This is a genomic window from Pseudarthrobacter sp. CC4, assembly GCF_048957775.1.
Classification (GTDB): Bacteria; Actinomycetota; Actinomycetes; order Actinomycetales; family Micrococcaceae; genus Arthrobacter.
In genome coordinates, this window is sequence record NZ_JARCCZ010000008.1 from 36,899 (window position 1) to 50,074 (window position 13,176).

The following is a 13,176-nucleotide window of genomic DNA, read 5'->3' on the forward strand; positions in this document are numbered from 1 at the left end:
CACCTGTCAAGAAAATAATCATCATCTAGAAATAGCTCTCACTATGTGGCAACATCGAGGTATGAGTGTGAATCAAACCACAGCTGACGACGATGCAGCTGTCGACATCAAAGCGGACGCCAAGGCGGCCAAGGCGGACCGTACGGACATGGTGGGCAAGGCCCTGGGCCTCCTGGTCCTCCTGGGAGACGAGCCCCGCGGCGCGAGTGCCGCGGAAATCTCCCGCCGTGCGGACCTGCCCTTCAGCACCACTTACCGCCTGCTGGGATCGCTGACGCGGGACGGGTTCGTTGATTATGAACCGGACGGGCGCCGGTACCACCTGGGCCTGAGGATCTTCCAGCTGGGCCAGCGGGTCTCGAACCACCACGGCTTCGCAGGAACGGCCATGCCGGTTTTGCGCCGGGTGACCGAGCAGACGGGTGAGGCAACCATCCTGAGTGTCCGGGACGGCCACCACCACCTGACGGTGAACAAGGTGGACGGCCCGCAGATGTTCAGGGTGACCAGCGACCCCGGACACCTGGGCTCCCTCTCCACTACCGCCGTCGGCAAGGCCCTGGTGGCCTTCGCGGAGGATGCCGAGCGGGAAAAGCTGTTGGCGGAGCTTCCGCTGGAGCGGTTGACGGAAAAGTCCATTACGGACCGCGACGCCTTCCGCGCCGAAATTGAGAAGGTCCGGGCCCAGGGGTACGCGGTGATGGATGAGGAGAACGAGGCCGGCATGCGCGCCGTCGCGGTCCCGCTCCTCAACTCCCAGGGCCACGCGTTCGCCTCGCTGGCCACTGCCGTTCCTGTCTTCCGCCTGAGCCTTGAAGGCCTGGAGGCGCACGTTCCCCTGCTGCAGGAGGCCGCGGCGGAACTGGCCGCGCGCCTTCCGCAGCGGTGAGCCAGGGCGTGCCCCATCGCACGAATACCGCAGATTCAGGCCCATCTGTTCGTATGTAGAACAAGAGTGCGAGAAGTGAACATTTGTTATATCGTTATTCCAGTCACCTGCTGGCGGCGTGTGCCCGAGGGCAACGCCGGCCGCCCGGTGCCGTATCAAAGGAGCTGCACGGATGAGTAATCGAACTGAGTCCTACCTCGTGGGACTGGTCGGCGACGGCGTGATGCCGTCACTCACCCCGCCCATGCACGAACGCGAAGGTGATGTGCAGGGACTGCGCTACCTTTACCGGCCTATCGACCTCCTGGAACTGGGCCTTTCCGGGGAATCCGTGGGGGAGCTCCTCAGGAGCGCCCGGAACCTCGGCTTCAATGGCCTGAACATCACCCACCCCTGCAAGCAGCTGGTCCTGCAGCACCTGGATGAGGTTTCTCCGGACGCCCGCCGGCTGGGCGCCGTCAACACCGTGGTGATCGAGGACGGCCGGTTCGTCGGCCACAACACCGACTTTTCCGGCTTTGCCGCCGCACTGGCTTCCGGCCTCCCTGCCGCAAAGCTGGACCGCGTGGTGCAGCTGGGTGCCGGCGGTGCCGGTTCCGCCGTCGCCTACGCCCTGCTCTCCGCCGGTGTCCGCCACCTGGACCTCGTGGACATGGACGCCGCCCGCGGCGCCGCCCGGGCCGCTGAACTGGCCGGCTTCTTTCCGGACAGCACCGTGACGGCACGGACGACGACGGAGCTGCCGCGGCTGGTGCCCTTGGCCGACGGCCTGGTGCACTGCACCCCCGTGGGCATGGCCGCCCACCCCGGCGTTCCCCTCGACCTGGACCTGCTGGAGCCCCGGCACTGGGTGGCGGACATCGTCTACCGGCCCATCGAGACCGAACTTGTCCGCGGCGCCCGCGCCAAGGGCTGCGACGTGCTGGACGGCGGCCGCATGGCCGTGGGCCAGGCCGCCGACGCCTTCCGCATCTTTACCGGCCTCGAAGCGGACCCGGACCGCATGCGCAGCCACTTCCTGGAACTTGTGGCCGCAGAGGAGGTGGCTGCCTGATGCGCACCGGAATTGCCACCGTCTGCCTCTCCGGCACGCTGAAGGAAAAGATGCAGGCCTGCGCCATCGCGGGCTTCGACGGCATCGAGATCTTCGAACAGGACCTGGTCACTTCGCCGCTGAGCCCCGAGGACGTGCGGAAGATGGCCGCAGACCTCGGCCTGGGACTGGACCTCTACCAGCCGTTCCGGGATTTCGACGGCGTCACGCCGGACCTGCTGAAGGCCAACCTTCGGCGTGCTGAAGCGAAGTTCAGGCTGATGGGCCGGCTGGGCATGGACACCATCCTGGTCTGCTCCAACGTTGCCACGGCCACCATTGACGACGACGACCTCCGCGCCTCCCAGCTCTCCGAACTCGCGGAGCTGGCAGGGGAGCACGGCATCAGGGTCGCCTACGAGGCCCTGGCCTGGGGCAAGTACGTCAATGACTACGAGCACGCCTACCGCCTGGTGGAGATGGTGGACCACCCCAACTTCGGCACGTGCCTTGACTCCTTCCACATCCTCTCCCGCGACTGGGACACCGCGCCCATCGAGAAGATCAACGCGGAGAAGATCTTTTTTGTCCAGCTGGCGGACGCCCCCAAGCTCTCCATGGATGTCCTGTCCTGGAGCCGCCACTACCGCGTGTTCCCGGGCGAAGGCCAGTTCGAGCTCGCCAAGTTCATGGGCCACGTGGTCCGAGCCGGCTACGCCGGCCCGGTCTCGCTGGAAGTCTTCAACGACGTCTTCCGCCAGTCCGACGTCGACCGCACGGCCGTGGACGCCATGCGGTCGCTGATCTGGCTGGAGGAACAGAGTGCCAAATGGCTGTCAGGCACCGCGGAAGCCGCAGGCGGCAGCAGTGCTGCCTCCCGCCGTCGTTATCCCATGGAACTGGCCACCCTGCCCAAGGTGAACGAACCCGCCGGCTTCAACTTCGCCGAGGTCAAGGCGGACGACACCGTGCAGCTTGAGAAGCTCCTGGGGCAGCTCGGCTTCGAATTCGAGGGCCGGCACCGCACCAAGGACGTCCAGCTGTGGACCATGGGCCAGGCCCGCGTCATCATCAACGAGCAGGCGGCATCACACGCCGAGCCGTCCATCGCCGCGCTGGGTTTCGACGTCGATTCCCCCGTGATTGCCTCGGCCCGCGCGCAGCAGCTGAAGGCGCCCGTGGTGGCCCGCAAGGTCCAGGCGGACGAGGAAGTATTCCAGGGCATTTCCGCCCCGGACTCCACTGAGATCTTCCTCTGCCAGGGCAGCCCGGACGGCACGGCCGCATGGACGCATGAGTTCGGCGAGGGGCTGGAGCACCCGCGGGTGGCACGGAACGCGGTCATTGACCATGTGAACCTCGCCCAGCCGTGGCAGCACTTCGACGAAGCCGTCCTCTTCTACACCAGCGCCCTGGCACTGGAACCGCAGCCGTTCGCCGAAGTCCCCAGCCCCAGCGGGCTGGTGCGCTCCCAGGTCATGCAGACGTCCGACGGCGCGGTGCGGCTGGTGCTGAACCTGGCGCCGGTGCAGCAGGCCGCCGGGCAAGGTACCCAGAGCGTGCCCAAGACTTACCAGGAGCACATCGCCTTCGCCGTGGACGACCTCGTGGCCGCCGCCAGAGCCGCCCGTGACCGGGGGCTGGAATTCCTGCAGATCCCCGCGAACTACTACGAGGACCTGGACGCCCGCTTCGACCTCGAACCCGGATTCCTGGCCACCCTCAAGGACCTCAACCTCCTGTACGACCGCGATGCCGACGGCGAATTCCTCCACTTCTACACGGCCACCGTTGGCAGCGTGTTCTTCGAAATGGTGGAACGCCGCGGCAACTATGACGGCTACGGGGCACCCAACGCCCCGGTCCGCCACGCAGTGCAGTACGACTCGCTGCACCGCACCTGAGCAGCACTGCCTGTACACCTGACAACCGCCCAAACCGAAAACCAGAAAGGAGCCAGCCGTGCCGGAAGACATCAACGCCGAGCTTGAAACGGACGAGTCTGTGCCGCCCGCCGAGCCCAAGGCAGCCCACCTGCCCCTGGACCTCGCCATCGAAACCCAGGCTGACCTCAGTGCGGAGATCAGTGCCCTGGGCGAGGCCTATGCCCGGGCCCTCAAAGACGGTGCGCCCGCCGAGACCCAGCCCCGGCTGGACTACCCGCCCTACCGCTCCAGCATCCTGCGGCATCCCACCAAGAGCCTGCAGCATGCGGACCCGGAGACCATCGAACTGTACTCCCCGGCCTTCGGGCACCAGGACGTCCATGCACTGGAATCGGACCTGACCATCCAGCACAACGGCGAGCCGCAGGGTGAGCGCATCATCGTGTCCGGCCGGGTCCTGGACGGCGACGGCCGCCCGGTGGCCGGCCAGCTGGTGGAGATCTGGCAGGCCAACTCCTCCGGCCGCTACATCCACAAGCGTGACCAGCACCCCGCGCCGATCGATCCCAACTTCACCGGCATCGGCCGCTGCATCACCGGCCCGGACGGCTCCTACCGGTTCATCACCATCAAGCCCGGCGCCTACCCGTGGAAGAACCACCTGAACGCCTGGCGCCCGGCGCACATCCACTTCTCCCTGTTCGGCACGGAGTTCACCCAGCGCATCATCACCCAGATGTACTTCCCCGGTGACCAGCTCTTCCCGCTGGACCCGATCTACCAGACCATCGTGGACCAGGATGCCCGCGACCGGCTGGTGGCCACATACGACCACAGCCTCACCGAGCCCGAGTGGGCCCTGGGCTACAACTGGGACATCGTCCTGACCGGGCCCAAGCGCACCTGGACCGAAAACGAGGCGTTCGGTACCGCAGGCGACAGCAACGAAGAGGCAGGGGAATAGGCATATGAGCAACCAGACCAAACTTGTCCCGACCCCCGGCCAGACCGTCGGTCCCTTCTACGGCTACGCCCTGCCCTTCGAGAAGGACAACGAGCTGCTGGCCCCGGGTTCACCCGGCTCCATCCGGCTCCAGGGCACGGTGTACGACGGCGCCGGACACACCATCCCCGACGCCATCCTGGAAATCTGGCAGCCCGACGCCCAGGGCAACGTGGTCCAGAAGACCGGCTCCCTGGTCCGCGACGGCTACACCTTCACCGGGTGGGGCCGCGGCGCCGTGGGCAACTCCGGCGTCTTCACCTTCACCACGGTCAACCCCGGCCCCACCAAGCCGGGCGCGGCACCGTTCATCTCCGTGGCGCTCTTCGCCCGCGGCCTGACCAACCGGCTGTTCACCCGCATCTACCTGCCGGAAGACACCGGGGCGCTGGCCAACGACCCCCTGCTCAGCTCCCTGGATCCGGAGCGCCGCAAGACACTCATCGCCCGCCGCGACCCTGACGGCGGCCTCACCTGGGACATCCGCCTGCAGGGTGAGGGCGAGACCGTCTTCCTGGACTTCCAGTGACCGGAGCCGCCGGCCTGGGAGATACGGCCGCCTTCGGAGGAGAGGGCGACGCCGGACTGCTGAGCCCCGTCTCGGCGTCGCCCCTGGTGGCGGCGCTGACCGGGGACCGCGCAGTCCTGGCAGCGATCCTCGCCGTCGAGTCCGGCTGGGCCGCCGTGCTGGAGAAGGAGGGCCTGGCACCTGCCGGTGCCGCCGCCGTCGTGTCCGCTGCCGCGGAACCCGGCCGGTACAGCGTGGCCGCCATCGCCCGGCGTGCCCAGGGCGGCGGCAACCCGGTCATCCCGCTGCTTGCCGACTTGCGGAAGCAGGTTGCCGCGCTGGATGCCGCCAATCTTGGGGCGGGGAAAGCGGTGCATACATCGCTGACCAGCCAGGACGTCCTGGACACGGCGCTGATGCTGGTGGCCCGCAACACCGTGGAGGCGCTGCTGGGTGACCTGAAACGCACGACGGCGGCGCTCGCGGCCGTGGCGGAACGGCATGCGGATACGTTGTGCGTGGGCAGGAGCCTGACGCAGCATTCCCTGCCCTTCACGTTCGGACTGCGGGCCGCACAGTGGTTCCAGGGCACGGCTGCCGCAGGCCGGCAGCTGGCGGGCCTGGACTTCCCGGTCCAGTTCGGCGGCGCGGCGGGCACCCTCGCGGCTGCCACTGTACTGACCCGCGGTTCAGCTGCCACCCCCTTCGGGCTCGCCGATGCCCTGGCCTCCCAGCTCGGCCTGGCCGCGGCCCCTGCACCGTGGCACACCAACCGGATGGCCGTGACGTCGCTGGGCAACGCCCTGGCCGCAGTGCTGGACGCCTTCGGCAAGATCGCGGCGGATGTCCTGTTCCTGAGCCGTCCCGAGGTCGGCGAGCTGGCTGAGCCGCGGGCCGCCGGCCGGGGGGTCTCTTCCGCCATGCCGCAGAAACAGAACCCCGTGTTGTCCGTGCTGGTCCGCAGCGCCGCGCTGCAGGCCCCGGCCCTGGCCGCCCAGCTGCACCTGGCCGCCGCCAACTTCAACGACGAACGCCCGGACGCCGCGTGGCACACCGAGTGGCCTGCGCTTCGGCAGCTCCTGGCCCTGTCCCTCGGGGCGGCCGGCCACGTCCGCGAGCTGGCCGAGGGCCTCCAGGTGTTCCCGGACGCCATGCGCCGGAACCTGGATCTCGCCGGGCCGCTGCTTTTGGCTGAAGGCGTGGGTGCGGCTGTTGCCCCGCTGCTTCCGGACAAGGGCGGGCTCAGCGGAAAGCAGCAGCTCCAGGCCGTGGTGGACCAGACGCTCCAGGCCCCGCCCGCGGAGCAGGCCGCCACGTACCGCAAGCTGCTCCGCGAGGCGGTCCCCGCCGGGGTCCTGAGCGACCTTCGGCTGGAGGAAATCCTCAACCCTGCCAGCTATCTCGGCGAGGCCCCGGAAATCGCGCGGCGGATCCTGGCCGCGTATCCGGACTTTGCCGCCAATCCACCTGCAGACACCGAACCGAATGGAGCTTCCCGTGGCTAAGCCAGCCCTGAAGGCAGCGCTGCTGTCCCCCCAGCGACCCCTCGGAGACCATCCGTTGGTGGTGGCCGGTCCGTCACTGGGCACGTCCACCATTCTTTGGAACCGCACCGCTTCCTTGCTGGGGAACGACTATGACGTGGTGGCCTGGGACCTGCCCGGCCACGGCGTCTCGCCCGCCGCCACCGAAACGTTCGACGTCGGCGCGCTGGCTGACGCCGTGGTGGACCTCGTTGATTCCATCGCCCCCGGCGCATCCTTTCACTACGCCGGCGTCTCGCTGGGCGGCGCCACCGGCCTGCAGCTGGGCATCAAGCACGGGGAACGGCTCAAGAGCCTGTCCGTGCAGTGCAGCGGCGCGAAGCTGGGCACCCCGGAGGGGTGGCTCGAGCGCGCCGAAACCGTGCGCAGCCAGGGCACGCCGGTGATGATCCAGGGCTCGGCCGAGCGCTGGTTCGCGCCGGGCTTCATGGAGCGCGATCCCGAGCTCAGCAGCCGGCTCCTGCACGCCCTGCGCGACGCCGACCGCTTCAGCTATGCGTTCTGCTGCGAGGCGCTCGCGGCTTTTGACGTGCGTGACGAACTGGGCAGCATCCGGGTGCCAACCCAGGTCATAGCCGGCGCGCTGGACGGGGTGGCCCCGCCGTCATTCGCGGAGGACGTGGCCGCAGGCATCACCGCCGGCGGCGGCACTGCCACGGCTGTCACGCTGGAGGGCGTGGCGCACCTGGCCCCCGCCGAGGCGCCTGCCCACGTGGCAGACCTGATGCGCAGCCTCATCTCCTGGGCAGAATCGCGGGGAGCAGGCGCATGAGCGGCTTCGAACAGGCGGGCGCGGAGCGTCACGGCGTGGTCCAGCCGGACGCCACCAGCCGGGACATTTACGACGGCGGCATGGTTGTCCGCCGCGAGGTCCTGGGCGATGCGCACGTGGACCGGGCCAACGCCAACAAGGACGAGTTCACCGAGGACTTCCAGGACATGATCACGCGGATCGCGTGGGGCGGCATCTGGACCCGGCCCGGCCTTTCCCGCCAGATGCGCTCCGCCGTCACCATCACCGCGATGGTGGCGCACGGGCACTGGGAAGAGCTGGCCATGCACATTCGGGCCGCCGTCCGGAACGGCCTCAGCAGGGACGAAATCAAGGAAATCCTGCTCCAGACGGCCATTTACTGTGGCGTCCCCTCGGCGAACACGGCCTTCAAGACAGCCCAAGAGGTCTTCCATGCAATGGACAGCACTGCACTGGACAGCACTGCACTGGACAACGCCGCAATGGACAACACACACACCGACGAACCCCAACCCAACTAGGTAGCGCGAAGTGTCGTTTTGACCCCCGAAAACGACACTTAGCGCTACCCAGTTGGGGAACCCAGACGCAAACCAGAGGAACGAGTTATGAACCAGGCTTTTGTGTACGACGCCGTGCGCACCCCGTTCGGAAAATTCGGGTCCGGCCTTGCCGCCGTCCGCCCGGATGACCTTGCCGCGCACGTCATTAAGGAATCCGTGAAGCGGGCCCCGGGGCTTGATCCGGAGCGGATTGATGAGGTGGTGTTCGGCAACGCGAACGGCGCCGGCGAGGAGAACCGGAACATCGCCCGGATGGGCACCCTGCTCGCGGGGCTGCCGGTGTCCATCCCGGGCACCACGGTCAACCGGCTCTGCGGGTCCTCGCTGGATGCCGCCATTATCGCCTCCCGCCAGGTCAACGCCGGTGATGCCGACCTGATGCTGGTGGGCGGCGCCGAATCGATGTCCCGGGCGCCGTGGGTGCTGCCCAAGACGGAGAAGCCCTACCCGGCCGGGGACATGACCCTGGCCTCCACCACCCTGGGCTGGCGGCTGGTGAACAAGGCCATGCCCAGGGAGTGGACCATCTCCCTGGGCGAGGCCACGGAACGGCTGCGCGAGAAGTACGGGGTGACCCGCGAAGCGCAGGACGAGTTCGCCGCGAACTCGCACAACCTCTCCGCCGCTGCCTGGGACGAGGGGTTCTACGACAACCTGGTGGCCCCGGTTCCGGGCACGGACCTGGTGCGGGATGAGGGCATCCGCCCCGGCTCGTCGGCGGAGAAGCTGGCCGGGTTGAAGACGGTGTTCCGGACCGAGGACGGCACGGTCACCGCGGGGAATGCTTCGCCGTTGTCCGACGGCGCCTCCGCGGCCTGGGTGGGGAGCGAGGCCGCGGCCGGGCTGCTGGGGCTGGACCCTTTGGCCCGGATCGCGGGCCGCGGCGCGCACGCGAACGATCCGCAGTACTTCGGGTACGCCCCGGTGGAGGCGGCGAACAAGGCCCTCGCGAAGGCGGGGATCGGCTGGGACCAGGTGGGCGCCGTCGAACTTAACGAAGCGTTCGCCGCGCAGTCCTTGGCGTGCATCAACGCCTGGGGGATCGACCACGAAATCGTGAACCGGCACGGCGGCGCGATCGCGATGGGCCACCCGCTGGGTGCGTCCGGAACCCGGATCCTGGGCACCCTCGCCCGGAGCCTGCAGGCCTCCGGGGAACGCTGGGGCGTGGCCGCGATCTGCATCGGCGTGGGCCAGGGCCTGGCCGTGGTCCTCGAAAACGTCACCGCCTCCGCAGGCACCAGCACAGGAAAGGCATAAGCGCATGCTGACTTTTGTAGATTCTGTCCGCGAGGCCGTGTCCGGCATCAAGGACGGTTCCACCGTAATGATCGGCGGGTTCGGCAACGCCGGCCAGCCGTTCGAACTTATTGACGCGTTGCTGGACTGCGGCGCCACGGACCTGACCGTGGTCAACAACAACGCCGGCCAGGGCGATCAGGGCTTGGCGCTGCTGATCAAGGAGGGCCGGGTGAAGAAGATGATCTGTTCCTTCCCGCGGCAGTCCGATTCCTGGCACTTTGACGCCAAGTACAAGGCCGGCGAGATCGAACTCGAACTCGTGCCGCAGGGCAACCTGGCCGAGCGGATCCGGGCCGCCGGGGCCGGGATCGGCGGGTTCTTCACCCCCACCGGGTACGGCACGATGCTGGCCGAGGGCAAGGAAACCCGGATCATCGACGGCCGCGGCCAGGTGTTCGAAACACCTATCCACGCCGACGTCGCCCTGATCAAGGCACTGAAGGCCGACGGCAAGGGCAACCTTGTGTACCGCAAGACGGCCCGGAACTTCGGTCCGATCATGGCCGCCGCGGCCAGGCAGACCATCGTCCAGGTCTCCGAGATCGTCCCCGTCGGGGGACTGGACCCGGAAAACGTGGTGACCCCCGGCATTTACGTCAATACTGTGGTCCGCGTGCCCGCGGTCAGTACCGCCTCCCCTGCAGGAAAGGTCGCTTGAGATGAGCACCGCAACAACCCTCCAGACCTCCGCCACACCCCTGGGCCGGGACGACCTCGCCCGGCTCGTGGCCAGGGACATCGCCCCGGGATCGTTCGTGAACCTGGGCATCGGCCAGCCCACCCTGGTATCCAACTACCTCACCGAGGAACAGAACATCACGCTCCACACGGAGAACGGGATGCTCGGCATGGGCCCCGTTGCCAAGGGCGACGAGATCGACGAGGACCTCATCAACGCCGGCAAGATCCCGGTCACCGAACTCCCGGGCGCCTCGTACTTCCACCACGCGGACTCGTTCGCGATCATGCGCGGCGGACACCTGGACATCTGTGTCCTGGGCGCGTTCCAGGTCTCCGCCACCGGTGACCTCGCCAACTGGCACACCGGGGCGCCCGGTGCGATCCCCGCCGTCGGCGGCGCCATGGACCTCGCCACCGGCGCCAAAGACGTGTTCGTGATGATGACCCTGCTGACCCGCGAAGGTGCCTCCAAGATCGTGGAATCCTGCACCTACCCGCTCACCGGCGTCGGCTGCGTCACCCGCGTCTACACAGATAAAGCCGTCTTCCTCACCGGCCCCGACGGGGTCACCGTCCGGGAAACCTTCGGCTGCACCCTCGAGGAGCTGCAGGAGCTGGTCCCCGTCCCGCTGAGGGCCGCCGCGGCAGCGTAAAAGGCCCCTAGGATTGGTTACCATGACCGACGCAGCAGCGGGGGCCCCGCAGGCCAGTGACCAGTATGTCCAGTCCCTGGCCCGCGGGCTCGCGGTGATCCGCGCGTTTGATACGGAGCATCCGGTCATGACCCTCACCGCGGTGGCTGCCCGGACCGGCCTCACCCGCGCCACTGCGCGGCGGTTCCTGCACACCCTGGTGGAGCTGGGCTATGTCAGGACCGACGGCAAGACGTTCGCGCTCACGGCCAAGGTGCTCCAGCTGGGGTACGCGTACCTGTCCGGATTGTCACTGCCGCAGCTGGCCCAGCCGCACCTTGAGGAATTGTCGCTGAAGCTTGGTGAGTCCACCTCCGCCGCCGTGCTGGACGGCACCGACATCGCGTACGTCGCCCGCGTGACGACGCGTCGCATCATGACCATAGGCATCACCGTGGGCACCCGTTTCCCCGCCTATGCCACCTCCATGGGGAGGGTGCTGCTGGCCGCGCTGTCCCCTGCCGACCTCAAGGCGTACCTTTCCGCCGCCGACATCAAGCCGCTGACCCCACGCGCGTTGGGGAGCGTCAAAGAGCTCCTGGCTGTCCTGGACACGGTCCGGTCCCAGGGCTGGTGCCTGCTGGACCAGGAACTCGAACTTGGCCTGATGTCCGTGGCCGCGCCGGTCTACGACGGATCCAAGGTGGTGGCGGCAGTGAACGTGTCCCTGCAGGCCCAGTCCGTGGCTGCCAAGCCGGACCCTGACGCCTACCTTTCATCGGTTGCCGAGGAAATCGTCGCCACCGCAAAGCTGATCTCGGCCGACCTCACGGCCCGGGGCTGACCACGCCCCTTCCGTCCTCAAACTGGAAGAGGCCGACGGCGGGTGCTTCCCGCCGTCGGCCTCTTCCTTTTTGTTGCCCGGCACTTACCGTACGTGGTTGCCCAGCTGCCGCAGCGGGGTTTTGCTCGTCTCGCGGGCCCACAGGGCACCGGCTACCGCGAGGACGGAGGAGCCTGCCACGATCCACGCGGCGGGACCCCAGTTGGCCTTGTCCGCGCCCACCAGGGCCGTGCCCAGCAGCGGGGTGAAGCCGGCGCACAGAATACCGATCTGCAGCCCGATGGCCATGCCGGAATACCGGACCTTGACATTGAAGAGCTCGGAGAACCAAGCAGGGTAGATCGCGTTGGACATGGCGTACGTGCCGGCCGTGATCAGCGTGCTGGTCAGGAAGATCATCGGGATGTTTCCGGTGGAAATCACCGAGAAGTAGACGAAGATCATGGCTCCGGAGCCCAGGACGCCGGCGATGAACACCGGACGCCGGCCGAACCGGTCCGAGAAATGGGCCATGAGCGGCTGCGTGCCGATGGCCAGGACGTTTCCGAGGATGCTGACCCAGAGCATGGTGGATGCCGGGACGCCCACGGTGACGGCGTAGGCGAGGCCGAAGGACTGCATGAACGTGTTCGTGACGGTTTCGAAGGACATCAGGGCCACTTGGAAGAACTGGGCCGGGTGGGTCTTGAACATCTTGGCGAAAGGGAGCTTCACCAGTTCGCCGTGTTCGTGCTTTTCCTCAAAGACTTCAGGTTCCTCCAGCGAGCGGCGGACCAGGTACGCGACGATCAGCACGATGATGGATCCCCAGAAGGGGATTCGCCAGCCCCAGGCGAGGCGGTCGGCCTCGCTCATGGCGGCCACGGGAAGGAAGGCCAGGGATGCCAGGACGATGCCGGCGGAGATGCCGCTCATGGCGAAGCTGGCGAAGAATCCGCGACGGCCTTCGGGAGCTTCCTCGGTGGAGAGGGCAGATGCGCCGGCGGTTTCCGCTCCTGCTGAGAGTCCTTGCATCAGCCGGAGCAGAACCAGCAGCGCGGGTGCCCAGTAGCCGGCGCTATTGAAGTCCGGCAGGATCCCAATGAGGAAGGTGGCAGCGCCCATGAGCACGAGGGTCAGGACCAGTGTGTTCTTGCGGCCGATTTTGTCGCCCAGATGGCCGAAGACGACAGCACCGAAGGGCCGGGCGACATAGGCGACGCCGAAGGTGGCAAACGACGCGATGAGCGCCACCGTGGGGTCTCCAGTGGGAAAGAAGATCTTGGAGAAGATCAGCGACGCTGCGGTCGCGTAGATAAAGAAGTCGTAATACTCGAGTGCCCCGCCAAGGAACGCGGCCAGGGCCGCTTTCCTGGCGCGCTTGAGCTGCCGTTCGGCCTCGGCAGGTGTCTGGGCCTCGGTGCCTGCTGCGATGTTCGTCATTCCGGTGATCCTTCCACGCTGAAGGCGTTGGGTTTATCGTGGATTTGTACGCATATCGAACATATGTGCGCAATGCGTTTTATAAGAGCATACTAGGTGGTGAGGCCGATCACAA

The 13,176-nt window shown here is 67.4% G+C and carries 13 protein-coding genes; 12 read left to right on the top strand and 1 reads right to left on the bottom strand.

The annotated features are described in order from the left end of the window. Positions 1-61 precede the first annotated feature (61 nt). The 12 genes from PV768_RS06970 to PV768_RS07025 all read left to right on the top strand — a co-directional run bounded on the left by PV768_RS06970 (position 62) and on the right by PV768_RS07025 (position 11,639). Entirely contained in the window at positions 62-889 is an 828-nt protein-coding gene (locus PV768_RS06970; RefSeq protein ID WP_323057985.1) for an IclR family transcriptional regulator, read from the top strand. A 172-nt stretch (positions 890-1,061) separates the two neighbouring features. Further along, positions 1,062-1,943 carry a shikimate dehydrogenase gene (locus PV768_RS06975; protein WP_323057986.1) on the top strand — a complete coding sequence of 294 codons (882 nt, stop codon included), beginning with the start codon at positions 1,062-1,064 and terminating at the stop codon, positions 1,941-1,943. After that, positions 1,943-3,826: a bifunctional sugar phosphate isomerase/epimerase/4-hydroxyphenylpyruvate dioxygenase family protein gene (locus PV768_RS06980; protein WP_323057987.1), complete on the top strand. Its 1,884-nt coding sequence runs from the start codon at positions 1,943-1,945 to the stop codon at positions 3,824-3,826. Before PV768_RS06975 ends, PV768_RS06980 begins: the two co-directional genes overlap by 1 nt. 58 nt (positions 3,827-3,884) lie before the next feature. Next, entirely contained in the window at positions 3,885-4,772 is an 888-nt protein-coding gene (gene pcaH / locus PV768_RS06985) for a protocatechuate 3,4-dioxygenase subunit beta (RefSeq protein WP_323057988.1), read from the top strand. Between the two features lie 4 nt (positions 4,773-4,776). Then, complete coding sequence (gene pcaG, locus PV768_RS06990; protein ID WP_323057989.1) at positions 4,777-5,340, top strand: protocatechuate 3,4-dioxygenase subunit alpha; 564 nt, start codon at positions 4,777-4,779, stop codon at positions 5,338-5,340. Next, complete coding sequence (locus PV768_RS06995) at positions 5,337-6,824, top strand: lyase family protein (protein WP_421092620.1); 1,488 nt, start codon at positions 5,337-5,339, stop codon at positions 6,822-6,824. The genes pcaG and PV768_RS06995 overlap by 4 nt, the downstream gene beginning before the upstream one ends. Then, the gene (locus PV768_RS07000) at positions 6,817-7,635 is read left to right on the top strand and encodes an alpha/beta fold hydrolase (RefSeq protein WP_421092621.1); all 819 of its coding nucleotides are present in this window, start codon (positions 6,817-6,819) and stop codon (positions 7,633-7,635) included. Before PV768_RS06995 ends, PV768_RS07000 begins: the two co-directional genes overlap by 8 nt. Continuing rightward, on the top strand, positions 7,632-8,138 hold the full coding sequence (pcaC, locus tag PV768_RS07005; protein WP_421092622.1) for a 4-carboxymuconolactone decarboxylase: 507 nt from the start codon (positions 7,632-7,634) through the stop codon (positions 8,136-8,138). Before PV768_RS07000 ends, pcaC begins: the two co-directional genes overlap by 4 nt. Positions 8,139-8,225: 87 nt before the next feature. Beyond that, positions 8,226-9,440 (top strand): thiolase family protein, encoded by a 1,215-nt coding sequence (locus PV768_RS07010; protein ID WP_421092623.1) that lies wholly within the window; start codon positions 8,226-8,228, stop codon positions 9,438-9,440. A 4-nt stretch (positions 9,441-9,444) separates the two neighbouring features. Then, positions 9,445-10,140, top strand: a complete 696-nt coding sequence (locus PV768_RS07015) for a 3-oxoacid CoA-transferase subunit A (RefSeq protein ID WP_421092624.1) — start codon at positions 9,445-9,447, stop codon at positions 10,138-10,140. Position 10,141: 1 nt separating this feature from the next. Beyond that, entirely contained in the window at positions 10,142-10,816 is a 675-nt protein-coding gene (locus tag PV768_RS07020; protein WP_421092625.1) for a 3-oxoacid CoA-transferase subunit B, read from the top strand. A gap of 22 nt (positions 10,817-10,838) precedes the next feature. After that, positions 10,839-11,639, top strand: coding sequence for an IclR family transcriptional regulator domain-containing protein (locus tag PV768_RS07025; RefSeq protein WP_323057995.1), 801 nt, complete (start codon positions 10,839-10,841; stop codon positions 11,637-11,639). Positions 11,640-11,723: 84 nt separating this feature from the next. Here PV768_RS07025 and PV768_RS07030 read toward each other — a convergent pair whose 3' ends face one another. Continuing rightward, positions 11,724-13,061, bottom strand: a complete 1,338-nt coding sequence (locus PV768_RS07030; RefSeq protein WP_421092626.1) for an MFS transporter — start codon at positions 13,059-13,061, stop codon at positions 11,724-11,726. Positions 13,062-13,176: the final 115 nt, after the last annotated feature.